Genomic DNA, 24244 nt, shown 5'->3' with positions numbered 1-24244 from the left:
CGGAGCCCCCCGGCGGCGGGAGAGTGGAGGCATGGGTGAGCGGCGGGACGAGTTCGCCGAGGCCGGCGCGCGGGCGCGGCGGGCGCTCGTGCGGGAGATCGACGCCCAGGGCGTGCTCGGCGACGACCGCTGGCGGCGGGCCTTCGCCGAGGTCCCGCGCCATCTCTTCGTGCCCTACTACTACATCCCCGGCACCGGCGGATACGAGCGGCTCTGGTCCGGCGACCCCGACCCCGAGCGGCGGGACCGCTGGCTGCGCGGGGCGTACGCGGACACCGCCCTCGCCACCCGGGTCCGGGACGGCGAACTGGTCTCCTCCGCCAGCCAGCCCTCCCTGATGGCCCTGATGCTCCACGCCCTCGACGTCCGCGACGGCCACGACGTCCTGGAGATCGGCGCCGGTACGGGCTACCACGCCGCCCTGCTCTGCCACCGCCTCGGCGCGGAGCACGTCACCACCGTCGACCTGGACGCGGAGATCGCCGAGTCCGCCCGGACCCATCTGGCCGCCGCCGGCCACCGGCCGGCCGTGGTCGCCGCCGACGGCGCCCGCGGCTGCCCCGAGCGCGCCCCCTTCGACCGCGTGGTGGCGACCTGTGCCATGCCCTCGGTCCCGCCCCCGTGGCTCGCCCAGTGCAGGCCGGGCGCCCTGGTGCTCGCCCCGCTCTCCACCGGGCTCCTGCTGCTGCGGGTGCACGACGGAGGCCACGCGGAGGGACGGTTCCTCGCGACCTCCGCCTACTTCGTGGCCCTGCGGGGCGTGGCGGGCCGCGTCCCGCGGCACGGCCCGGCGGGCGACGAGCGGTTCCGCTTCTTCCAGGGCCTGGTCGACCGGGCCCTGGACCGGAACGAAGCGCTCTCGCTCTGGCTGCGCGAGGGGCGGCCGGAGCGGGAGCGCTTCGGTGTGACGGTCAGCGGCGAGCGGCAGTGGGCCTGGCTGGACGACCCCGGAGGGCCCTACGCCTGGCCGCTGCCCACCGGCGGTTTCAGCCCACCCGGATCGTGATCGTCGTCCAGGCGCCGACGTGCACCCGGTCGCCGTCCTGGAGCTGGACGGGGACGTAGGGCTGGATCGGCTCCTCGCCGCCGTTGATCGTGGTGCCGTTGGTGGAGTTCTGGTCCACCACCGCCCACGAGCCGTCCGGCTGCTGCACGAGCACGGCGTGCTGGTGCGAGACGCCCGGGTCCTCCGGAGGTACCGCCAGGTCGATGTCCGGGGACTCGCCGGTGGAGTGCCGGCGGCGGCCGATGGAGATCTGGTTGCCCCGGAGCGGCAGGTGCTTGTCCGGCGAGTACGCGGGCAGGTTCAGCCCCCCGGCCTCCGGGCCGCTGCGCTGCATCATCGCCATGAAGTACTCGCGGTCCGGACCGATGACCGCGGTCCAGGACTGGGGCTGCCGCGGCGGCGGGAACTGGTGCTGCGGGGGAGCCTGGAACTGCTGCTGCTGCTGCTGCTGTTGCTGGGGCGGCGGCGGGGGTGCCATGTGCGGCGGGGGCCCCTGGTGCTGCGGAGGCTGCGGGGGCGCCTGGTGCTGCTGCGGCGGAGGCGGTGCCTGGTGCTGCGGAGGCTGCGGCGGTGCCTGGTGCTGCGACGGCGGGGAGAGGACCCAGTCGTCGTCCGCGCGCGGCTGCGGCGGCGCGGGCGGCGGCGGGGCCTGGGCGGGAGCCCCCGGCGGAGCGGACGGCGTCTGGAGGTACGCCGGAGGCGCCGGCGGCTGCCCGCCGGGGGGACCGAAGGGGTCGCCCTGACCGGGCGGGCCGGGCGGCTGCTGCGCCTGCGGGCGCTGCGGCGGGGTCTGGTGGTGGGTGGGCTCACCGCCCAGCGGCTCGGCCGGGCGGTTGACCTGCGAGGGCCGCGAACCCTGGTAGCCGAACGGGTCCTGGCCCGGCGGCGGCCCCGGCGGTCCCTGCGGGTCCGGTCGGCCCGGCGGCGTGGACTGGAAGCCGGGCGGAAGGTTCAGGCCGGGCGGGGGGCCCGACGGACGCTGCGCCGACGGGACGTTCTGCGGGGCCACCGGCGTGTACGAGGTCGCGGTGTTCGTGAGGAAGTTCCAGCGGCACTCCTCGCAGAACGGCGCCATGTGCTCGCGCGGCGTCCGGCACTGCGGGCAGAGCTCGGCCTGGGCCGTCGCGTTCGGGTCGCCACCGGGGCCGAAGCCGCCGGGAGCACCGGGCGCGTCGTAGCCCCCCGGGGCTCCGGGGCCGCTCGATCCGGCCGGGCCGGGGTATCCGTAGGCGGGGGGCGGCGGCGGGGGAGGCGGCGGTACGGCACCCGTCGGCGCACCCGCCCCGGCCATGCGGTGGCCGCAGACCTCGCACCAGTCGTCGGAGACCGACTGGTGTCCGTTCGGGCAGGTCGGCATGTCGGTGCTTCCCCCTCTCGTCGTCCGGCCCCTGGCCGGGCTACCTCTTGACGCGAACGGTCTTGGTGGAGCGGGTCTCGAGTGTCATCTCGTCCGCTTCCGCGACCTTCGCCTTCAAACGCACAGTACCGGTCGCCGCGTCGACCACGTCGACCACCTTCGAAAGCAGTTTCGCCGTATCCGCGTTGCCGGAGGCCGCCGCGAGCTGCACGGCGCGGCCCAGTTTCGCCGTCGCGCCGTCGTGATCGCCCGATTTGCGGGCATCCAGCCCCTGCTGGATGACGTCCGCGAGCTCCGCCTGGCCCGTGTAGTGGGCGACCTGGGGGTTGATCGAGGTCGACATCGCCAGGTCGTCGGTCCACACCGCCCGTACCAGTCCCTGGGACAGCGGCCTCGGGTCGCCGCCCAGCGGGTCCGGCGCGATCAGCGAGACCCGGGCCGCGAGCATCTCCTGCCCGATCGCGGCCTGCGGGACCCGCACGCTCACGTGGTAGTCGCGGGACTCGTCGCCCCAGGAGCCCGTCGGGTAGTCCCCGGCACGCGGCCCGGCCTCCGTACGCCGCGCGGTCAGGTCCTCGACCGTCGGGGCCACCTGCTTCACGTAGGCGATCTCCACCCCGACCGGGGTCCACAGGCGCAGCGTGACGTCGGCCACGCCCTTCCCCATCGTCTGCTCCATCATCGCGGTGAAGTCGGCGGCGAGGCCGGCCGGGTCGGCGACGATGTCGGCGGAGCCGAGGAGCGCGGAGGCGATCCCGGTGACCTCCTTGACCTCCCAGTCGGTGCCCACCCCGCGCGCGTCGCAGGTGAAGCGGCCGGCGCAGGCGTCGAGGGCGGCCCGCAGCTCCTCCGGCGACTCGTGCTCGTTGCGGCCGTCGGTGAGCAGGATGCCGTGCCGGATCGTGAGGTGGTCGGCCGAGGAGAGCAGCCGGTCGGCGAGCCGCAGCCAGGTGCCGATCGCCGTGCCGCCGCCCGCGTTCAGCCGGCGCAGGGCCTCCTTGGCCTCGGCCCGGGTCCGGGCGTCGGCGACGGCGAGGCCGCCGTTCCCCGGGTAGACCTCCTTCGCCAGGTGGGTGCCCGCGACCACGGCGAAGGACGTGCCATCGCGCAGGGTGTCGACGGCGGCGGCGGTCGCCTCGCGGGCCCCGCGCATCTTGGTGGCGGGATAGTCCATCGAGCCGGAGCAGTCGACCATGATCACGACCCCGGCCGAGCCGCCGCCCGCCGGGGAGAGCGGCTGCCGGCCGGTGGTGCCGCCGCCGGTCGAGGTGACCGTGACGATCGCGCTGACGTCCCGGCCGCCCTCGGGCAGGAACTCGTTCTGGTAGACGTCCACCGAGAACTGCGGCACGGTCGACTTGGAGAAGTTGGCCATTCGTTACGGCTCCTCGGGCAACGACGGTCGGACGACGGAGGGACGGGGTACCGGAGGCCGCTCAGGCCGGTCCCGCCCCGGGGGGCACGGCGGTGAACGGCACCAGCGCGACCGTGATGTTGTCGTGGCCGCCGCCGTCCAGGGCGTGGCCGACGAGGACCTGGGCGCTGTGCAGCGGCCGGTCGGAGGCGTCGGCCGGGACGACCCGGGCCATGTCCTCGGCCCCCTCCGCGTAGTTCCACAGACCGTCCGTGCAGACGACGACCACGCCGGACCGGTCCGGCTTGAACGCGGCCGTGTGCGGCTCCAGTTCGTAGGCGTCGGCACCGAGCCAGCCGGTGATCGCGTGGGCACGCTCGTCCGCGTAGGCCTCCGCCTCGTTCATCAGGCCGGCCGCGACCATCTGCGCGGCCCAGGAGTCGTCCTCGGTGAGCCGGGCCGCCGGGGTGGCCCGGTCGTCCGGCACCCAGTAGACGCGGCTGTCGCCGACCCAGCCGACGACGAGCAGGCCGTCGGCGACGACGGACCCCACGATGGTGCAGGCCGGGGCGTTGCGGTGGCGCTGCGGGTCGTGCTCGGCGCCGTCCTCGCCCGGCTCCTCCGCGAGGGAGTTGACGGCCTCGGCGGCTGCCACGATCGCCTCGTGCATCGCCTGCTGCGGGTGGGTCCCCCGGGGCAGCGCGGCGAGCAGGGAGGCGCCGGCCGCCTCCGCCGCCGCGGCGGAGGCCTCGTCGGGCCGGGTGGCCGAGGACACGCCGTCGCACACGATCGCGAGCGTGGCGGGGGAGCCGTCGGGGAGCGTGGTCGCCGACACGGCGAACGCGTCCTCGTTGCGGTGGTGGCGCAGCCCGCGGTCGGAGACGGCGGCGACGCCGTCGAGCTCCCGCTCCATGTGATCGCGCTCGCGGGGCTGCGCGTGGCCGCAGTTCTCGCAGTAGCCGTCGGTGTCGACCCGCCCGGCCCGGCAGGCCACGCACAGGGCCGAGCCGGGGGCGGCGGCGGCCGGGACCGGTGCCGGACGCCCGGCGGGCGGTCCGGACTCCGCTCCCGCCTGCGGTGCGGGGGCGCCCGCGGCCGCCGGAGCCGGGTCGGCCCGCACCGCCGTCCGCGGGTCGGGCGCGGCCAGCTCGAAGTCGCCGCTGCCCGCCGCGGTCCGGCCGGCCGGTCCGGCGGCCGGGGGCACCGGCCCGTCCGTGCGGACCTCCATCGTCGGCAGGTCCCTGCCGCCCGAGTCGGTGCCCGGCAGGTCGCCGGGGTGCTGGGTGGCGGTCGACAGCGAACCGGGGTCGCGGGACGGGGCGTCCGGCCAGGCCACGGGGGTGACGATGGCCACGGTCGGGCGGTCCGGCTCCGTCCCGGCGGCCGGCACGGCCGCCAGGTCGTGGCCGCACGCCCCGCAGAACCGGTCACCCGACTCCAGGGGCTCCGCGCAGTCCGGGCAGACGGTGAGGCCGTGCGACGGCTTCGGCTTCTGGGACATCCTCACACCCACGTCCGGGGGCGGAAGCGGTTGGCCCGCTCCACCAGTTCGATCCTCTCCTCGCCCCGCTGGGCGAGCCGGGCCAGCACCCGGTACGAGCGTTCGAGGCCGAAGCGCAGTCCGCGCTCGTCCAGTTCACTTCCGAGCAGCAGCGCGCCGCCGCCCGGTTCCGCACCGGGACTACCGGAGAGTACCCAGTCGAGGGCGGTGCCGAGGACCTCCGTCGACAACTGCTCGCGCCGTACGGCGTCCAGACCGAAGCCCTGGAGCGCCGAGACCTGGGCCGCGGCCGCCGTCAGGTCGGCGGCGAGCGGATCCCCCGCCGGGCGCCGCCGCAGCCGCGCCCGCACGGCCGCGACCCGGGCCGCGGTGTAGTGGATCGAGGCCTCCGGCACGGACTCCAGGGTCCGTACGGCCCCGGCCCGGTCCCCGGCCGCGAGCTGCACCCGGGCCAGACCGAAGGCCGCGCTGACGAAGCTCGGGTCCGTCGTCCACACCAGGTGGTAGTACTCGGCGGCGTTGTCCAGCTGGCCCAGCACCTCGGCGCAGATCCCCAGGGCCAGCTTAGGCGAGGGCTCGCCCGGGAAGGCGTCGTAGACCGCGTCGAAGGAGAGCGCCGCGTGCTCGTGGTCGCCGGTCACCAGGGAGGCCACCCCCCGGTACCAGACGACCCGCCAGTCGTCCGGGTCGCGTTCCTCCAGACCGGCCAGGGTCCGCGCGGCGCCCGGCAGGTCGCCCAGCTCCAGCTCGGCCCGCAGGGTCCGCAGCCGCAGCTCGGCGGAGGGAGCGGGCGCGGCCTGCAGCGCGGCGAGCAGTTCACCGGGCGCGGCGGCGGCGAGACCCGCGAGGAGACCGGCGTTGGGGTCGCCCGCGTCGACCCGGGGCACGGGCAGGGCGAGCGCGACGGCGGGCGTGTCCAGCGGCGCGAGCAGGGCCCCGAGCCCGGGACCGGCGGGAGCGGAGGGGCCCGTGCCCCCCGGCCCGCCCGGCGGTACGGCTCCGGCCGCCGCAACCCCCGGTACGGCTCCGGCCGCCGCCCCCGGTGCGGCGGCGGGCGCCGCGGCCCCCGGTGCCACCGGCTGCCTGCGGCCCCGCCGTGCGCCGAGCAGCGACACGTCGTCCGTCTGCTCGGCGAACAGGGCCGTGTCCGTGACCCGCACCTCCGTGCCGAACAGCGTCGACAGCGCGGGCCGCGGCCGCCCCGACTGGAGGGCCACGACCTCCCGCAGCACGCCCGTCAGCTGCTCCGCCATCTCCTGGGCGGAGGAGAACCGGCGCGCCGGGTCCGGGTCGGTGGCCCGGACCAGGAAGCGGTAGAACGACTCGTACGTCCGGAAGACCGGGATGTTGCCCGGGTCGGGCAGCGAGTCCACGAAGACGTTCGTGTAGCCCTGGAAGTCGAAGGTCATCACCGCGAGGGTGCGCGCCACCGTGTACAGGTCGCTCGCGACCGACGGCCCGACCTCGGCCACCTCCGGCGCCTGGTAGCCGACCGTGCCGTAGATCGCGGACTCGTCGTCGTCCATCCGCCGGACCGCGCCCATGTCGATGAGCTTCAGCTGGTCCTCGGACTGGATGGCGTTGTCCACCTTGAAGTCGCAGTACAGCAGGTTGCGGCTGTGCAGGTGGCCGAGCGCCTCCAGGGCCTCGATCCCGTACGCGCAGGCCTGCTCGACCGGCAGCGGATCGCGGCGGCCGTCGGGGGTCCGGCGCTCGTTGGCGATCTCCTTGAGCGACTTGCCGCCGACGTACTCCATGACGATGTAGCCGTCCAGGGAGCCGGTGCGCTGGTCGAGGTGCTCGACGAAGTTGTAGATGCGGACGATGTTGGAGTGCTCGATCTCGGCGAGGAAGCGGCGCTCGGAGATCGCGGCGGCCATCGCGTCCTGGTCGCCGGTGTCGAGGAGGCCCTTGAGGACGACCCAGCGGTCGGAGACGGCCCGGTCGACGGCGAGGTAGATCCAGCCGAGGCCGCCGTGCGCGAGGCAGCCCGCGACCTCGTACTGCCCGTGGACGATGTCCCCGCCGCGCAGCTTAGGCACGAAGGAGTACGGGTGCCCGCACTTGGTGCAGAAGCCCTCCGTGCGGCCCGGTCGCTCGCCCCGCGAACGGCCCACGGGCGCACCGCAGTCCGCGCGGGAGCAGAAACGCTTCCGCTCGGGGACCTCGGGGTTCTCCATGACCGCGGCCCGCGGGTCCGGCCGCGGCACCTCCGGGATCGACACCAGACCGGCTCCCAGCCGGTTCCGGGCGGACTGGCCGGTCGACGTGCCGGAGCTGCGCACCGACACCGAACGCGACGCGGAGGCCCCGGACAGCGAGCGCGAGAGCCGCCCGGAGACCGAACGGCGGGAGGTCGACGAGCGGGAAGAGGCCCGCGAGGACGCCCGCGAACTGCTCCGCGAGGAACCGGAGTCCGGCCCCCCGACGGCACCGCCGCCCGCGCCCGGGTTCCGGCCCGGCACGGCGACCCCCGTGGGCGTCGAACCGATCAGCCCGCCGGCCGCGACCACCGGGGCGAGGCCGCAGGTGTCGCAGTACAGCTCGCCGCCTCCCATGTCCTCGTACGACCCCTCGCACGAAGGACGCTGACAGCTCCCCACACCCGTCTCCCCGCCGCTCACCACTGTCGTCCTTCCGCGTCCCTCGGGCCGGACAGCACGTCCGCCGCCGCCTGCTGGTAGCGCAGCACGGCCTGCTCCGCGACCCGCAGGTCGCAGGGCGCGCTCCACAGCATCCGGCGGGCCGCGTCGTACCGCTCCACCAGCAGCGGGTCCTCCGCCGCGCCGAGCCGCGCCACCTTCGCCTTGTACGCGTCGAGCCTGCCGCGCAGCTCGGCCCGGACCGCGAGCGGAGCCGTGACCGCGGTCAGCGACTCGCGGGCCCGCAGCAGTTCGTCCTCCGCGTCCCGCTCCAGGGACTCCAGGAGCGGCGAGAGCCGGTGCCACTGGGCGTGCCTGCGGTACTCGGCGGCGGCCACCAGCCGCTCCTGGAGCGCCGTCGGCGGCCCGCTGACCGCCGGCACCTCGGAGGCCGCGATCTTCGCGAGGACCTCGCCGCGCGCGGCCCGCGCCTCGGCGAGCGTCCGGTCCGCCCGGGACAGCACGTCCCGCAGCCGGAGCAGCCGGTCCTCGGAGTCCTGCCGGACCGCGAGCACGGCCTCGATCTCCCGCCGCACGTCCTCCAGCGCCAGCGCCGCCCGGTCGTACCGCTCGGTGTCCGGACGGCCTCCGCCGGGCGCCGAACTCCCCGTCGCCGGGCGCCAGAACGCCAGCGGATCGGTGACGACCTGGGAGCGCAGCGCGCCCAGCTCGGTGGTGATGTCCTCCAGCTCGTCCCCGGCCGGGTGCTCCCCGGGCCGCACCCCGACCGAGTGCGCGAGCGAGCGCGTCCGGCCGAGCTCGGCGGCGAGGAGGTCTATCCGGGCGGGCAGCGCGGACCAGACCGCGTCGGCGGTCACCACCACGTCGAGCGAGGAGGCGTACAGCTCGTTCATCCGGCGGACCAGGCCCTCCAGGGTGAACCGCTCGGCGAGCAGCCCCTGCTCGCCGGCCCCGCCCGCGACGTGCACGCTCTCGCCGCGCAGCCGGTCGGTCAGCTCCACCAGCTCGTCACGGCCGGGCCAGCGCCGCCGGGCGCGCACCTCGCGGGCCTCCCGCAGGGCCCCGGTGTACACGTCGAAGCAGGTCCAGAGCAGCGTGATGGTCCGCTCGGTCGCCGCCCAGCGGTCCCGGGTGGTGCCGGTGAGCTCCGCCCCTTCGAGCAGCCTGCGGCCCGCGTGGTCCTGGAGCGCGAGGAGCGAGTCCTCGACGGCCTTGTGCTCGGCTCCGAGGCGCGCCAGCGCACGGTCCGCCTCGTCCCGGTCCATCACCGGCCCAGGGGGTCCCGTGACGCCCATCGATCACCTCTTCCTCTCCGTGTACGGGGCTGGTCGTACGGGGTGCCCGGCGCTACTTGTACAGCGGGGCCGGCGGCCCGGTGATCCCGGGCAGGTCCTTCTCCAGCCAGGTGCGGTACGCCTGCTGCCAGGGCCCCTTGCGGTAGCCGACGAGGACCTGGTTGACCCGGCGGACCAGGTCGTCGTTGCCGAGCTTGGCGGCCACGCCGTAGAACTCGGTGGTGAACGGTCTGCCCTTGAGCTCGACCGCCGGGTCCTGGGCGGCCTGACCGGCCGCCAGCGCGTTGTCGGTGACGACCGCGTCGACCTCGCCCATCTGGAGCCTGGCCAGGCAGTCCAGCTGGTTGGGCACGGTCAGCAGGTCCCTGTCGTCCTTGGTGCCGTCGCCCTCGTCCTTGAAGAGGGCGCCGAACGACTGCTCCTCCAGGGCCTCGTAGGCCGTGGATCCCTCGGCGGTGCAGACCCGCTTGCCCTTCAGCGAGGTGTCGTAGCCGGTGATGTCGGTGGCGAGCTTGGGTGCCAGGACCTGCTGGCCGGCCTGGAAGTAGGCGGTGGAGAAGGCGACCTGCTGGATCCGCTTGCAGTTGATCGTCATGGTGCGGACGACGAGGTCGACCTTGCCGCTGTCCAGGGCGGCGATCCGCTGGTTCGTGGGGATCGCCCGGAAGATGACGGCGTCCCGACTGCCCAGCAGGTCCTCGGCGACGGCCCGCGCCAGGTCGATGTCGAAGCCTTCGAGCGCACGCGTCTCCGGATTGCGGTAGCCCCAGCGGTAGCTGGACTGGTCGACTCCGACGACGAGCTTCCCGCGCTTCCTGATCGCCTCGATCGCCGGTCCGTCCGCCGTCGAGGGGGGCAGGGAGGCCCAGGGCCGGTCGCAGGTGTCCGCCTTGATCTGCACCCCGGTGCCGATGCCGGGCCCCGGCCCCGCGGCGCCGGGGGCGGCCGCCGCGTCGGCGCCGTCGTGGGCCAGCGGGAGCAGGGTGAGCGAGGCGGTGAGCCCGCAGGCCACGGCCATCGCGGCCACCCCGCCCCAGCCCCGGAAGCGCTGCGCCGTCCGCCGCACCAGCGGGTACGTGCCGTTCGGCATCCCGCCCCCTCTCACCGGTACTCCGACAGTCTGCGGTTGATGCCGAGCACGGCACCCGCCGCGCCCAGTATCCCGAGGACCGCTGCGCCGAGCGGCAGCGCGGTCAGGGCGTCCCTCGCGTCCCCGGCGGCGCGGGTGAACTCGGCCTGCTCGTGCGCGAGGGCGCGGTCCAGGGCCGCGTCGACCTGGTCGAAGGACCGTCCCGTCGACTTCTCCGCCTGCTCCGCCTGCTCCGCCGACCCCGACTCCCCGAAGCCGACGGTCCGTTCGAGGGCGCCCTCGAAGTCGCCCGCCTCGTCCTTGGCGCGGGCGTCCCGGTGGCGCTCCTTCCACTCGGCCGTGCGGGAGGCCGCCTCGTCGACGGGGCCGCGGCCGGCGTCGTCGTCCGCGTGCTCCCGCGCCGTGGCGAGCGCGGACGTCAGGGTGTCCATGCTCGACGTGTACGCGGCCTCGTACTTGTCGTTCTTGCCGTCCTCGGTGAGGACGGCGCCCCGGGCGACCAGGGTCAGGTTCTCGTTGGCGCGGGCGGTGAGCGAGCCGATCCGGGCCGTGTTGAGCGCCTGGAGGGACTCCTGGCCCTGCGCCCGCGCGGTGTCGAGCCCTGCCCGGGCGACCGTGTGCGCCGCGAGCAGCCAGAGCAGCACGGCCACCGTCGCCGCGGTCGCCGCGAGCAGACCGTGGTTGAAGACCCGGTTCGTCCGCGCGTAGGTGCGGCGCTGGGCCCAGGCCAGGACGGCGAGGGTCAGCAGCCCGACGCCCAGGGCGAGCAGCGGCCAGGTGCGGGCCGACTCGTCGTCCTCCCGGAGCCGTACGGTCTCGGCCTCGTACAGCCGCTCGGCGGCGGGCAGCAGCGTGCTGGTCATCTGCTGGCTCGCGTACCGCAGATAGGCCCCGCCCAGCGGCAGGCCCTGCCGGTTGGCCGCGCGGGCCCGCTCGATCAGCCCCGTGTAGCGCGGGAGCTGCTCGTTGAGTGTGGCGATCTCGCGGGCCGAGGCGCTCGAACCGTCGGTGCTCGCCGCGGCCTTGACCAGCAGCCGCGCGGCGGTGGCGATGTCCCGGTCGTACCGCGCGCGGGACGCGGCCGGTTCCAGGGTGCCCGCCAGGAAGCCGCTCGCCGCGGTGGTGTCCGCGTCCGCGAGGGAGCGGTAGATCGCGGCGGCGTCGGCGGACAGCGGCTGGCTGCGGCTCACGACGTCGTCGGCTGCGGTGGTCCGGTCGTCGACCTGCAGGGCGGTGACGGCGCCGAACGCGACGACGAGCAGCGCCAGGACGGCTCCGAGGATCTGCAGCCGGCCGGGCTCGGTCGTCGTGGCGACCCGCAGCCGCTCCCGTCCCACGGACCAGGCGCTCCGCCCCGCGGGCGGGACGGCACCCGGCGGGGGCGACGGCTGCGCGGGCACGCCGGCCGGGCGCGCGGGCGCCTGCGCCGCGCTGCCCGCCGGTGCGGCGGGTGCGTTCGGCGGGTGTGTCACGTGACCTCCCCCTGGTCGCCGACATCGGCCGGTCCGGCCTGCAGTATGGCCGCAGGGGGCCGTCCGCACACCGTGATTGACTGGATCTTGTTCTTATCGTGCCGTATGCCCCCGGCACATCCGCGGGCGAACCCCCCTCGCATCGCGGGGCGAACCCCCCTCGCATCGCGGGGCGAACCCCCCTCGCATCGCGGGGCGAACCCCCTCACTCTGAATACGTCGCCCGGCCGTGATCGGTTCCGTTCCGGGCATCGCTCGAACAGGTGAACATGCCGGCGGGGCGTCCCCTCCGGTGGAGGGGACGCCCCGCGGCCGCACCCGCCGGCGCCTCAGGCCCCGTAGTGCTCCCGCAGCCGCGCCGCGGCCACCGGCCCCGCCGCGACCTCGTCCAGGGCCAGCAGTCCCGCCCCGAGGACCGGCGGCGCGGTCACGAAGCCGATGACCGCCTTCGGCGCCCGCTCGGCGAGGAGTTCGCGGATCCTCGTCTCCAGCTGCGGATGCCGCGCGGCGAGCACGCTGCCGCCCAGCATCACCGGCGTCTCCTCCTCCAGGAGGCCGAGCCGCCCCAGAGCGACCGCGGACAGCGCCACGACCTCCTCGGCGAGCCGGTGCACCAGGGACAGCGCGACCGGGTCGCCGTCCGCGCTCACCCGGAACAGGACCGGGGTGAGCTCGTGCCGCCGCTCGAAGGGCACGTGCCCCAGGTGCAGCGCCTCTATCAGGGCGTACATCGTCTCCAGGCCGAAGTGCGCCGGCAGCGCGCGGGCCAGCTCGGAGGGCTCCCCGCGCCCGTCCTCGGCGCGCGCCGCGAACCAGAGCGCCTCCTCGGCCATGCCGCTGCCGCCGCCCCAGTCCCCGGAGATCTTCCCGATCGCCGGGAAGCGCGCGGTCCGCCCGTCCGGGGTCATCCCGACGCAGTTGATGCCCGCCCCGCAGACCACCGCGACCCCGCGCGGCTCGTCGATCCCGGCCCGCAGGATCGCGAAGGTGTCGTTGTGCACCCGCGCCGACCGGCTCCAGCCCCTGCGGAGGAGCTCGGCCCGGAGGGCGGTCTCCTCGACGGGCAGGTCCGCGTTGGCGAGACAGGCCGCGACATGGGCGAACGCGGGGGAGGACCCGGCGCCGCCGGCCTCCGCCCACGCGCGCCCGACGATCTCCGCCAGGGTGTCGACGGCCGTCTCCACCCCCACCACCGGCGGCTGGAACCCGCCGCCGCGCGCCGCGCCGAGGACGGTGCCGTCCTGGGCGAGGACCGCGGCGTCGGTCTTGCTGTTCCCCGCGTCGATCGCGAGGAGGACGCCGTCCAGGTTCACGCCCACGCGAGGTGCTCCCGGTTGTGCGCGATCAGCCGGTCGGTGAGCCCTTCGGCGGAGGCGTACTGACCCACCAGCGGGTGCGCGAGCAGGGCCTTGAACACCCGGTCCCGGCCGCCGCGCAGCGCCGCTTCGAGCGCCAGGTCCTCGTAGGCCGTGACGTTCGCGACGAGACCGGCGTACAGCGGGTCCACCGGCGCGACGGGCAGCGGCACGGCGCCCTGCGCACCGACGGCGGCCTGCGTCTCGATGACGGCGTCGTCCGGCAGGAACGGCAGCGTGCCGTTGTTGTACGTGTTGACCACCTGGTACGGCGAACCGCCGCCGCCCAGCAGGCCGGCTGCCAGGTCCACGGCCGCCTCCGAGTAGAAGGCGCCGCCCCGCCTGGCGAGCAGGGCCGGCTTCTCGTCGAGCGCCGGGTCCCCGTACAGGTCCAGGAGTTCCTTCTCCATCGCGGCGACCTCGGCGGCCCGCGAGGGCTTGGTGCCGAGCTCCCGGACGACCTCGTCGTGCGCGTAGAAGTACCGCAGGTAGTACGAGGGGACGACACCGAGCCGGTCCAGGACCGGACGCGGCAGCCGCAGGTCGTCGGCGATCGCGTCGCCGTGCTCGGCGAGCAGCCGGGGCAGCACGTTCTCGCCCTCGGGGCCGCCGAGGCGTACGGCCCGCTCCCAGGTGAGGTGGTTGAGCCCGACGTGGTCCAGGTGGACCTCGGCCGGGGCGACGCCCAGCAGGGCGGCGAACTTCCGCTGGAAGCCGATGGCCACGTTGCACAGGCCGACGGCCTTGTGGCCTGCCTGGAGCAGCGCGCGCGTGACGATGCCGACGGGGTTGGTGAAGTCGATGATCCAGGCGTCCGGGTTGGTGCGCCGGACCCGCTCGGCGATGTCCAGGACGACCGGTACCGTGCGCAGCGCCTTGGCGAGACCGCCGGCGCCGGTGGTCTCCTGCCCGACGCAGCCGCACTCCAGCGGCCAGGTCTCGTCCTGCTCGCGGGCGGCCTGCCCGCCGACCCGCAGCTGGAGCAGGACGGCGTCGGCGCCCTCGACCCCGGCGTCGAGGTCGGAGGTGGTGGTGATCGTCCCCGGGTGCTCCTGCCGGGCGAAGATCCGCCGGGCCAGGCCGCCGACCAGGTCGAGCCGGTCGGCCGCCGGGTCGACGAGGACGAGTTCGGTGAGGGGCAGGGTGTCGCGCAGTCGTGCGAATCCGTCGATCAGTTCGGGGGTGTAGGTGGAACCGCCCCCTACGACAGTGAGCTTCATGGTGTGAGTCAGCCCTTCACTCCGGTCAGTGTGACTCCCTCGACGAACGCCTTCTGGGCGAAGAAGAAGACGAGGATCACAGGGGCCATGACCAGGACGGTCGCGGCCATGGTCAGATTCCAGTCGGTGTGGTGCGCGCCCTTGAAGGACTCCAGGCCGTAACTCAGCGTGTAGGCCGCCGGGTTCTCGGAGGTGTAGATCTGGGGTCCGAAGTAGTCGTTCCAGCAGTAGAAGAACTGGAACAGGGCCACGGCGGCGATGCCGGGCTTCGCCATCGGAAGCACGACCTTGAGCAGGGTGCGCAGTTCGCCGCACCCGTCGATCCTGGCGGCCTCGATGTACTCGTTCGGGATGGTCAGCAGGAACTGGCGCAGCAGGAAGACGGCGAAGGCGTCGCCGAACGCCATGGGGACGATCAGCGGCCAGAGCGTGCCGGACAGGTCCATCTGCTTGGCCCAGAACAGGTACATCGGGATGATGATCACCTGCGGCGGCAGCATCATCATCGAGATGACGAGCAGCAGCGACAGGTGCCGGCCGCGGAAGCGGAACTTGGCGAGGGCGTACGCCACCGGGACCGAGGACACCACCACGAGGACGGTGCCGAGTCCGGCGTACAGCAGCGAGTTCCTCCACCAGTCCAGGAAGCCCGGGGTCCGGAAGACCCGGACGTAGTTGTCCCAGTGCCAGCTGTTCGGCGTGAGGTCGCGGGTGAGGGCCTGCTGGTCGCTCATCAGGGACGTCAGGAAGACGAAGACGAACGGCAGCACGAAGAACAGGGCCGCGGCGATCCCGAGGGAGTGCACGGCGATCCAGTGCAGGAGCGCCTTGCGGCGGGCCGTCTTCGCGGCCGCGCCGTCGGTCGCCCGGCGGACGGGCCGGTCGAGGGTGGTCGTGGAGGTCATGGATCAGTCACCCGAGCCGATCAGGCCGCCCCGCCGGCGCATGAGCAGCGCCGTGAAGGCCATGGAGAGGGCGAACAGGACGAGGGCCACGACGCTGGCCGCGCCGTAGTCGAAGCGGCCGAAGCCGAGGTTGTAGACGAGCTGCGGCAGCGTGAGCGTGGAGTCGTCGGGGTAGCCCGGTTCGAAGGTCTGGCCCGAGCCGCCCATCACCCCCGAGGCGACCTTCGCGGCCACGATCGGCTGGGTGTAGTACTGCATCGCACCGATGATCCCGGTGACCACGGCGAAGAGGATGATCGGCGAGATGTTCGGCAGGGTGACGTAGCGGAAGCGCTGCCAGGCCGAGGCCCCGTCCAGCTCCGCCGCCTCGTACTGCTCCTTCGGCACGTCGAGCAGCGCGGCCATGAAGATGACCATGAGGTCCCCGACGCCCCACACGGCGAGGACGGTCAGGGCCGGCTTGGCCCACGCGGTGTCGTTGAACCAGGAGGGGGCGGGGATCCCGATGCCCTCCAGGAGCGAGTTGACCGGCCCCGTGCCCGGGTTGAGCAGGAAGACGAAGGCCAGCGTCGCGGCCACCGGAGGGGCCAGGTAGGGCAGGTAGAACAGGGTGCGGAAGACCCCCGCGCCGGTCTTGATCCTGGTGATGAGCAGGCCGATGCCGAGGCCGAAGACGACCCGGCAGGCGACCATGACCACCGCGAGCCAGAGGGTGTTCTGCATCGCCGGCCAGAACTTCGGCAGGTCGGTGAAGACGTAGTCCCAGTTCTCCAGGCCCCGCCAGGTCGGCGGGTTGAGCCCGTCGTACCGCATGAAGGAGAAGTAGACGGTGGAGACGAGCGGGTACGCGAAGAAGACGCTGAAGCCGATCAGCCAGGGCGACATGAACGCCGCGGTGCGAAGCGCGTTGCGCACGCGCTTCGACCGCAGCGCCGCCTGACGCCCGGCGAGGGTGTCGGACATGAGATACCGGCCCCGGGTCTTACTTCGCCTGGGCGATGTCGCGGTCGATCTGGGCGGCGGTGTCCGCGAGGCCCTTCTTCAGGTCCGGGACCTGGCCCTTCTCGTACTTCTGGGCGAAGTCCTGGAAGGTGTCCTGGTACGTGCTGCCGTTGACCGCGCCGTCCGAGGTGGTGGACGCGGGGTGGCGGGCGATGTCGAGGAAGGTCTTGAAGCGGGCGTCGAACTTCAGGTCCGGCGACTTGAGGGCCTCCAGGGTGGAGGGGACGTTGCCGATGTCGTTGGCGAAGTTCACCACGGCCTCGGTGTCCATCGTCATGTACTTGACGAGCTCCCAGGCCGCGTTCTGCTTCTTGCTCTGCGGGGCGATGCCGATGATCGTGCCGGAGAGGTAGCCCTTGCCGTACTCGGCCGCCTCGTCGTCGGCGACGGGCAGCGGCGCCACGCCGACGTCGAAGGTCACGCCGGCGTCCTTGATGAAGTTGAGCCGCCACTCGCCGTCCAGCTGCATGGCGACCTGGCCGGTGTGGAAGGGGTGCTTGGCGCCCCACTCGTCTCCGAAGGTGGTGCGGTACCTGTCCAGCTTCGCGAATCCGCCCAGGCCGTCGACCAGCGACTTCTGGTAGGTCAGCATCTCGGCGAAGGCCGGGTCCTTGCCGAGGAGCGACCTGCCGTCCTCGTCGAAGTACCGGTGGTTCCACTGCGACATGTAGTGGCTGGGGACGGTCTCGTAGCCGAGGTAGTTCGGCATGAAGCCGAGCTGCTCGTAGGAGTCCCCCTTGGACGTGGTGAGCTTCTTCGCGACCTCGGCGAACTGGGACCAGGTCTTCGGCGGGGCCTCGGGGTCGAGGCCGGCCTTCCGGAAGGCGTCCTTGTTGTAGTAGAGGCCGTACGCGTCGGAGAGCAGCGGCAGGGAGCAGCGCCTGCCCTCGAACTGGGTGTAGTTCTGGAGGACCTTCGAGAAGGTCTTGTCGAGGTCGACCTTGTCCTTCTCCAGGAAGGGCTTGAGGTCCGCCAGGGCGCCGGAGTGGCAGAACTTGCCGACGTTGGACGTGGTGAAGGACGCGGCCACGTCCGGTCCGTTGGAGCCGCCCGCGCGCAGGGCCTGGCTGAGCTTGTCGTCGTTGATGTTCCCGACGACCTTGACCTTGATGTTCGGGTGGGCCTTGGTGAAGCGGTCGATGTTGTTCTGGATCGCCTTGACCTCGGCGGGCGCCGACCAGCCGTGCCAGAAGGTGATGGTGGTCTCGGCCTTGGGGTCGTCGGAGGCCGCGTTGTTCGCGGAGCCCGTACAGGCCGAGGCGAAGAGGGCTATCGAGGCGGTGGCGGCGAGCGCTGCGGCTGCTCTGCGCGGACGTGCGGGCATGACGGAGTCTCCCTGTGGCGGAGGGCTTACGGGGGAAGGGGGAACGCGGGGGTCGGTGGGTCAGCGCGAGGTGTCGAAGACCTCGGCCCGGGTGGTGGCGAGGGCGCTTTCGAGGGCGCCGCGGAGCACCGGCCGCCGGGGCACGGCCGAGAGGACGAGCCGGGGCCGGGATGCGGCGAGGTCGGCCAGTTCGGACTGCACGCGCGCGCGGAGGGGTTCGCCGCCGGCGACGAGGACGTCGCCGGAGAGCACGATGAGTTCGGGGTCGAGGACGGCGACGATCGAGGAGAGCCCGATGGCGACGCGTTCGGCGTACCGGTCGAGCAGGTCCGCGTACCGGGGGTCCTCGCCGTGGGTCTCGACGGCCCGGGCGAGCAGCCCGCTCGCGACCGGCACGTAGGGCTGCTCGGGGGTGTCGATCCCGACGGTGCGGGCGATCCGGGGCACGGCCTGGACGCCGGCGAGCTCCTGGAAGCCGCCGGAGTTGGCCTTGGTGACCTGCCGTACGAGCGGGGTGCCGGGTACGGGCAGGAAGCCGACCTCGCCGGCGCCGCCGGTGAAGCCGCGGTGCAGCCGCCCGCCGAGGACGAGGGCGGCGCCGAGGCCCTCCTCGTTCCAGAGCAGGACGAAGTCCGCGTGGCCGCGGGCCGCGCCGACGCGCTGCTCGGCGACGGCGACGAGGTTGACGTCGTTCTCGTACTCGAACGGCATCGGCAGGACGGCGGCCAGCTCCTCCAGCAGGGTGGGGGAGTGCCAGCCGGGCAGGTGGGAGGCGTACCGGAGGCGTCCGGTGGCCGGGTCGAAGGCGCCGGGGGTGCCGATGACCAGGCGCCGGACGTCCGCGCGGGTGATGCCGGCCGCCTTGACGGCACCGTCGAGGGCGTCGGTGACCTGGCGGACGACGCCGGAGGCGGCGCGGCCGGGGGTGCGGAGCTCGTACTCGCCGACGATCTCGCCCGTGATGTCGGCGACGGCGGCGTGGATGCGGAAGGGGTTGACGTCGAGTCCGGCGGCGTACGCGGCCCGCGCGTTCACCGCGTAGAGCTGGGCGTTCGGTCCGGGTCGGCCCGCGGTGGTGCCGGTGGCGACGACGAGGCCGGCCGCTTCGAGGCGGGCGAGCAGCTGGGAGGCGGTCGGCTTGGACAGGCCGGTGAGCTTGCCGATCCGGGTCCGCGAGAGGGGGCCGTGCTCCAGGAGCAGGTCCAGCGCCGCCCGGTCGTTCATGGCGCGGAGCACGCGGGGCGTACCGGGGGTTCCCGGGGTCGTACCGGCCATGAGGTCGCACCTGCCTTCGGCTGCTGGTCGGGCCATTGTGCTGCCTCGCGGCGGCCCGTCTCTCCCACTTCACTGTTAGGAAAGTTTCCTATTCGGTGGAAGGAAAATAAGGCGGCCGTCACGGGGGCGTCAATACCCGGGCACGCGAGACGCCCCCGAAGGCAACCCAAGCGTTACCTCCGGGGGCGTCCCGGGTGCGCGTTCCCGCGCGCGGCTACTTGTTGAGGTCGGTCTTCGGCAGCGGGGTGGCCGCCGCGGACTGCGGCGAGGTCGCCGAGGCGAAGGCCGAGGGCGCCGCCATCCCCGCGGTCGGATCGGCCGCCGCCTCCTCGGCCTGCGCCGGGAGCCCGCCCACGATCCGGATGCCGGCCCGGTCCAGGCCCTGCTTGATCCGCCAGCGCAGCTCGCGCTCCACGCCCAGCGCCTTCCCCGGCATCGTCTTCGCCGAGACCCGGACGGTCATGGAGTCGAGCAGCACCTCGCTCAGCCCGAGCACCTCCACCGGGCCCCAGAGACGCTCGTTCCACGGCTCCTCCTTGGCCATGGACTCCGCCGCCTCGACGATCACGGCGCGCACCCGCTCCAGGTCCTCGGTCGGCCGGACGGTCACGTCCACCCCCGCGGTCGCCCAGCCCTGGCTGAGGTTCCCTATCCGCTTGATCTCGCCGTTGCGCACGTACCAGATCTCGCCGTCCACGCCGCGCAGCTTGGTCACCCGCAGGCCGACCTCCACGACCTCGCCGGAGGCCACGCCGGCGTCGACCGAGTCGCCCACGCCGTACTGGTCCTCCAGGATCATGAAGACGCCCGACAGGAAGTCCGTCACCAGGTTCCGCGCGCCGAAACCGATCGCCACACCCGCCACACCGGCCGAGGCCAGCAGCGGCGCCAGGTCGATCTTGAAGGCGCCCAGGATCATCAGCCCGGCCGTGCCCAGAATCAGGAACGACGCCACCGAGCGCAGCACGGAGCCGATCGCCTCCGAGCGCTGCCGCCGCCGCTCGGTGTTGACGAGGAGTCCGCCGAGGGCCGTCCCCTCCACCGCCTGCGCCGAGCGGTTCATCCGCTCGATCAGCTTGGTGAGGGCCCGCCGGACCGCCATCCGCAGGAGCAGCGCGACGATCAGGATCAGCAGGATGCGCAGCCCCGTGTTCAGCCAGGTGGACCAGTTCTCCTCCACCCAGCTCGCCGCACTCGTGGCCTTCTCCGCCGCCTCGTCGAGGGTCACCGGAATGGGCTCGGGTTCGGTGGCAGCCGCAAGGGCGGACCAGGACACGGGTGGACCTCCAGGGCATCGCGTACGCAGAGCATCCACAGTAACGGGGCGTCGGACGTGGTCCCGTAGCGCTGTTCGAGGGAGAGACGGACCTCACCCGGGCAGACAGAGAGAAGACATGCCGATGTGGTCGAGAACACGCCGGGGCCGTCACCCCGATCCCGGCACGTGGTGGCGTTCCGACCAGGCATGAGGGGAGACTGAGAGCAGTTCGTCCCGGCGCGAGCCACGCGCCGCCGGCGTCATAGGAGGCATCCGTGCCGCATGTCCTGGTCCTCAACGCGTCGTACGAGCCGCTCGGCGTCGTACCGCTCCGCCGCGCACTCGTCCTCGTCCTGGAGAACAAGGCTCTCTGCCTCGAGGAATCCGGCGCCTTCCTGCACAGCGAGACCCAAGTCGTCCCCGCGCCCAGCGTGGTGCGACTGAAGCGCTTCGTGCGGGTCCCCTACCGGGGGCCCGTTCCCTTGACCCGCAGGGCGCTCTTCGCCCGTGACGGCGGGCGCTGCATGTACTGCGGGGGTGTGGCGACCAGCGTCGACCACGTCATCCCGCGCAGCCGCGGGGGCACGCACGCCTGGGAGAACGTCGTGGCGGCCTGCCGCCGCTGCAACCACGTCAAGGCCGACCGGCACCTGCGCGAGATCGGCTGGCGGCTGCGCCACCAACCGGCCCCGCCGACCGGTCTGGCCTGGCGGATCATCGGGACCGGACACCGGGACCCCCGCTGGCTGCCCTACCTCCAGCCGTACGGTGCCGAAGACGTGATGGCCCGGATCGACTCCGCCGCCGACGCCCCCGCGAGGGCGCTGGCGACAGGTTGAGCCGGGCCTTTCGCGTCCGTGCGCGCCCCGCCCTCCGCCCACGGGCGCGGGGGCCGGGCGGGCGGCGACGCGGGCCGGGTGCGACACGGGAGCGGTGCGCCCCTCAGGGGGCGGGCCGCTCCTCCGCCGTGCCCGCCGGCGCACCGCCCGGTCCGGCACCCGCGGCGGCGCCCGCCGACCCGTCCGCCGGCTCCCCGGCGGGCCGCTCCGGCGGCGTCCCGCCCGCGGGCCGCTCCGCCCCGGCCACCGCATAGGTCTCCACCGACCAGAGCGAGTACCCGTACCGGGTCGCCCGCTCCTCGCCCTGCACCCGCAGGAACCGCGTGTCCGCCGCGTCCATCCGGACCGACTCCCGGCCGCCCCGGCCTTCCGCCACCGTCGCGGCCGTGCGCCAGATCCGCCCGTCGGCCGAGACCTGGACCCGGTACCGGGAGGCGTACGCGTCCTGCCAGTGCAGCACCACCTGCCCTATCCTGGCCGGCTCCGGCAGCTCCAGCTGCCACCAGGCGCCGTCCTCCGCCGGCGAGGACCAGCGGGTGGCCGGATCGCCGTCCACCGCCAGGGCCGCGGGGAAGTCCGGCGTCTCGTCGCCCGACGAGGAGGCCGTCGCCGTGCGTGCCAGATCGGGGCCCGCCGTGCGCGGGAAGGCCCGCACCGTCAGCACCCGCTCCTCGCCCGCGAACGTCACCGGCACCCGGTACGTGCCCGCGGGCGCGTCCGCCGCCACCGACACCTCCAGCGGAACCGTCGACCGGGCGCCGCGCTCGACCACCGCCTGCCGCGGCAGCCGGACGGTGATCCCCCGGGGGGCCTTCGCCGACAGCGGCCCCCGCACCTCGCCCGCGCGCACGCCCGACAGCTCCACGTCCACCCGCTGGGACGGACCGCCGATCTCCGCGTCCGTCTCCGTCCGGGCCAGGTCCAGCGCCGCGCGCGGCCCGTCCGCGAACCACGGCACCAGCGAGCGCACCGCGGGGGCCGGGCCCCCGCCGCTCCACACGACCCGCAGCGCCTCCGCCCGCAGCCCCTTCAGCTCGGCCTGCGTCCAGCCGGACGCCGACAGCGGACCGAGCGGCCGCCAGCCCTCGCCCTCGACATAGGCCTCCACGCGCGCGTCCCCCGCGCCGTCCGCACCCGGCTCGGACATCACCGTCAGGGTCTCCACGGGCCGCGCCCGGTCGAGCCGCACGGTGTAGGAGTCGGGGGCGCGGTCGGTCCGCGCCCGGGGCGTCCGGTCGGCACCGGTCCAGGCCTTCGCCCGGTCCACCGCGCGCGTGAGGAACGGGTCGAGCACCCCCGCGCCGACCGTCACCCGGCCGGCCGACAGCTCCTCGCGCAGCGACTCCAGGGCCAACTGCGTCCGCCAGGCGGCCGCACCGTCCCCCGACTCCTGGGCGACCAGCATGTCGACGGCCGTCTCGCCGGCCAGGCCGTAGCGCGACAGCTGCCCGAGCCAGGGGCCCGTCTCGTCGCCGAGGGTGCCGCCGGCCGTGTCCTCGAGCCGTCCGGGGGCCTCGCGCATCACGGTGAACGCGGCCCGCAGGTCCCGGGTCGCCTTCTCCCGCCCGGGGCCCGCGTCGGCGGACGCGCTCGTACGGGAGGCCCAGAAGGCCGCCAGGAGCGGCTTCAGGTACGCCGACTCGGCCGCCGGGTCGAGCACGGAGGAGGCACCGTTCCCCGCGAGCGCCCGCAGCGCCTCGCGGGCGGCGGGCTCCGGTCCGGCGAGGTCGTCGACGGCCGCCCGCCAGGACTCCTCCGGCCGGTAGCCGCGCGGGTTCCAGGCGTAGTCGGCGGTGGTGAAGAGCGGGACGCGGGAGGCCGCGGGCTGCTCCATCGCGAGCGCGAGGAAGGCCGCCGAACCGGCGGCCACGGCCGGCTCCCGGCCCCGCGCGGGACCGAGGAAGAGCCGGTCCTGCGCGTAGTCGTTGACCGGGTAGTTGTCCATGGTGACCAGCGGCCGGCCCAGGGCGGCCCGGGTCCGCGCCAGCTCGCCGCCGGTGATGGAGCGGGGCACGACGCCGACCCCGGTCCACGCCACCCGCACGTCCGCGTCCAGCTCCTCGCCGAGTCCGCTGCGGTACTCGGTCGCGCCGTCCTGGAAGTACTCCGTCGGCATCACCGTCAGCGGCTCGGCGTCCGGGTGCCGTTCGGCGAGGTGCCGGGCGACCGTGTTCGCCACGCGCGCGTGGGCGGCGGCCGCGGCCGCGGGCCCCCGCCCGAAGGCGTCGGCGTCCCGGTCGCAGTGCCACTCGTCGTACGAGGAGTCCTGGAACTGGAGCTGGAAGGAGCGCACCCCGAGCTCCCACATCGCGTCGATCTTCCGGGTCAGCGCCGTCAGGTCGGCCCGCGAGGACAGGCACATGGACTGGGCGGGCGCCACGGCCCAGCCCAGCGTCACGTGGTTGGCCCGGGCCCGCTCCGCGAGGGCCCGGAACCCGGCCTGCTGCTCGGCCGGGTAGGGGTCGCGCCACTGCGCCTTCCGGTACGGGTCGTCGCCCGGCGCGTACAGGTAGCGGTTCTGCTTGGTCCGCCCCAGGAAGTCGATCTGCGCGAGCCGCTGCGCGGCGGTCCAGGGGGTCCCGTAGAACCCCTCGACGATCCCGCGCTCGGCCGTTCCGGGCCAGTCGCGGACGACCACGCCGGGGACCTCCCGCCCGGCGCCGAGGAGCTGACGCAGCGTCTGCACGGCATGGAACAGCCCGTCGCCGCCCACCCCGTCCAGGACGACCGTGTCCCGGCCGCCCAGACGGCCCGTGGCGAGCCGGTAGCCGCCGCGCGGAAGGTCGAGGCGGTCGGGCACCCGCAGGGCGCTCAGGGCGTCCTCGGCGCCCTCGCCGGAGGGACCCGCGACCCGCAGGACCGGTCCGCGCCCGGGCAGCCCGGTGTGGACGGTCCGCACCCCGGCCGACCGCAGCAGCTCGCGCAGGGCGGCGAGGGCGTACGGATCGGCGTCCTCGTCGGCGAGCAGCGTCACCTCGTCCCCGAGCGGCACCGCGGACCCGGCGGCCGTCAGCGACTGAGGACGCGGCCAGACCGCGGGCACGCGCGCGGAGGCGCCGGTCCGGGGGGCCGCGGCAGGAGCCCGGGTCGAGGAGGCCGTGGGCGCGACCGGGCCCCCCGGCGCGAACGGCGCCGCCTCCGGACTCCCGGCCGGGACCACCCCCGGGACCGCCTGCGCCGCACCCGGCACCGCGCCGCCGAGGAGCCCTCCGATGACGGCGGCGGCGACGGCCGTCGCCGTGCGCCTGCTGCGCCCGAGGTGCCCGAGGTGCACGGGTGTCTCCCTTCGACCGGGGCCGCCGGCCGCCCGCCGGTTCGGTAACGACTGGGTCACGACCCCACCACCCGTCGCACTGGGGTGTCAATGCACATGGCCGATGTGTCGGCT

The 24244-nt window shown here is 74.4% G+C and carries 17 protein-coding genes; 2 read left to right on the top strand and 15 right to left on the bottom strand.

Translation table 11 applies throughout. The features are described 5' to 3' along the window. Window positions 1–31 precede the first annotated feature (31 nt). Window positions 32–1006: a methyltransferase domain-containing protein gene (locus tag ACF09E_RS06965; RefSeq protein WP_392204214.1), complete on the top strand. Its 975-nt coding sequence runs from the start codon at window positions 32–34 to the stop codon at window positions 1004–1006. Here ACF09E_RS06965 and ACF09E_RS06960 read toward each other — a convergent pair. The 14 genes from ACF09E_RS06960 to ACF09E_RS06895 all read right to left on the bottom strand — a co-directional run bounded on the left by ACF09E_RS06960 (window position 987) and on the right by ACF09E_RS06895 (window position 20035). After that, a complete protein-coding gene (locus ACF09E_RS06960; RefSeq protein ID WP_392204213.1) occupies window positions 987–2363 on the bottom strand; it encodes an FHA domain-containing protein in 1377 nt (458 codons plus the stop codon). The two genes, ACF09E_RS06965 and ACF09E_RS06960, sit on opposite strands and share 20 nt — an antisense overlap. A gap of 40 nt (window positions 2364–2403) precedes the next feature. Next, on the bottom strand, window positions 2404–3738 hold the full coding sequence (locus ACF09E_RS06955; protein ID WP_392204212.1) for a VWA domain-containing protein: 1335 nt from the start codon (window positions 3736–3738) through the stop codon (window positions 2404–2406). A gap of 61 nt (window positions 3739–3799) precedes the next feature. Continuing rightward, entirely contained in the window at window positions 3800–5224 is a 1425-nt protein-coding gene (locus ACF09E_RS06950) for a PP2C family serine/threonine-protein phosphatase (protein ID WP_392204211.1), read from the bottom strand. Beyond that, the gene (locus tag ACF09E_RS06945; RefSeq protein WP_392204210.1) at window positions 5221–7776 is read right to left on the bottom strand and encodes a tetratricopeptide repeat protein; all 2556 of its coding nucleotides are present in this window, start codon (window positions 7774–7776) and stop codon (window positions 5221–5223) included. The genes ACF09E_RS06950 and ACF09E_RS06945 overlap by 4 nt, the downstream gene beginning before the upstream one ends. Before the next feature lie 62 nt (window positions 7777–7838). Continuing rightward, window positions 7839–9116, bottom strand: a complete 1278-nt coding sequence (locus ACF09E_RS06940) for a hypothetical protein (protein WP_392204209.1) — start codon at window positions 9114–9116, stop codon at window positions 7839–7841. Window positions 9117–9168: 52 nt separating this feature from the next. Continuing rightward, window positions 9169–10206, bottom strand: coding sequence for a glutamate ABC transporter substrate-binding protein (locus ACF09E_RS06935; protein WP_392204208.1), 1038 nt, complete (start codon window positions 10204–10206; stop codon window positions 9169–9171). Window positions 10207–10217: 11 nt separating this feature from the next. Beyond that, a complete protein-coding gene (locus ACF09E_RS06930) occupies window positions 10218–11678 on the bottom strand; it encodes a hypothetical protein (RefSeq protein ID WP_392204207.1) in 1461 nt (486 codons plus the stop codon). A 329-nt stretch (window positions 11679–12007) separates the two neighbouring features. Beyond that, window positions 12008–12997 carry an N-acetylglucosamine kinase gene (locus ACF09E_RS06925; protein ID WP_392204206.1) on the bottom strand — a complete coding sequence of 330 codons (990 nt, stop codon included), beginning with the start codon at window positions 12995–12997 and terminating at the stop codon, window positions 12008–12010. Beyond that, a complete protein-coding gene (locus ACF09E_RS06920) occupies window positions 12988–14253 on the bottom strand; it encodes a 6-phospho-beta-glucosidase (protein ID WP_392204205.1) in 1266 nt (421 codons plus the stop codon). The genes ACF09E_RS06925 and ACF09E_RS06920 overlap by 10 nt, the downstream gene beginning before the upstream one ends. Window positions 14254–14261: 8 nt before the next feature. Beyond that, window positions 14262–15158, bottom strand: a complete 897-nt coding sequence (locus ACF09E_RS06915; protein ID WP_392204204.1) for a carbohydrate ABC transporter permease — start codon at window positions 15156–15158, stop codon at window positions 14262–14264. A 3-nt stretch (window positions 15159–15161) separates the two neighbouring features. Continuing rightward, window positions 15162–16121: a carbohydrate ABC transporter permease gene (locus tag ACF09E_RS06910; protein ID WP_392204203.1), complete on the bottom strand. Its 960-nt coding sequence runs from the start codon at window positions 16119–16121 to the stop codon at window positions 15162–15164. 19 nt (window positions 16122–16140) lie between these two features. After that, window positions 16141–17484: an ABC transporter substrate-binding protein gene (locus ACF09E_RS06905; RefSeq protein WP_392204202.1), complete on the bottom strand. Its 1344-nt coding sequence runs from the start codon at window positions 17482–17484 to the stop codon at window positions 16141–16143. Window positions 17485–17544: 60 nt separating this feature from the next. Further along, complete coding sequence (locus ACF09E_RS06900; RefSeq protein ID WP_392204201.1) at window positions 17545–18759, bottom strand: ROK family protein; 1215 nt, start codon at window positions 18757–18759, stop codon at window positions 17545–17547. A gap of 214 nt (window positions 18760–18973) precedes the next feature. Beyond that, complete coding sequence (locus ACF09E_RS06895) at window positions 18974–20035, bottom strand: mechanosensitive ion channel family protein (RefSeq protein ID WP_392204200.1); 1062 nt, start codon at window positions 20033–20035, stop codon at window positions 18974–18976. A 257-nt stretch (window positions 20036–20292) separates the two neighbouring features. On the opposite strand from ACF09E_RS06895, the gene ACF09E_RS06890 reads away from it, so the two are divergent. Continuing rightward, window positions 20293–20856, top strand: coding sequence for an HNH endonuclease (locus ACF09E_RS06890; protein WP_392204199.1), 564 nt, complete (start codon window positions 20293–20295; stop codon window positions 20854–20856). 103 nt (window positions 20857–20959) lie between these two features. Here the strand turns inward: ACF09E_RS06890 and ACF09E_RS06885 are convergent, their stop codons facing one another. Next, window positions 20960–24130 carry a beta-N-acetylglucosaminidase domain-containing protein gene (locus tag ACF09E_RS06885; RefSeq protein WP_392204198.1) on the bottom strand — a complete coding sequence of 1057 codons (3171 nt, stop codon included), beginning with the start codon at window positions 24128–24130 and terminating at the stop codon, window positions 20960–20962. Window positions 24131–24244: the final 114 nt, after the last annotated feature.

Source organism: Streptomyces sp. NPDC014891 (genome assembly GCF_043081085.1).
Lineage (GTDB): Bacteria > Actinomycetota > Actinomycetes > Streptomycetales > Streptomycetaceae > Streptomyces.
Note: the sequence above shows the minus strand (reverse complement) of the source record. Positions and strands in the feature narration are given on the sequence as shown.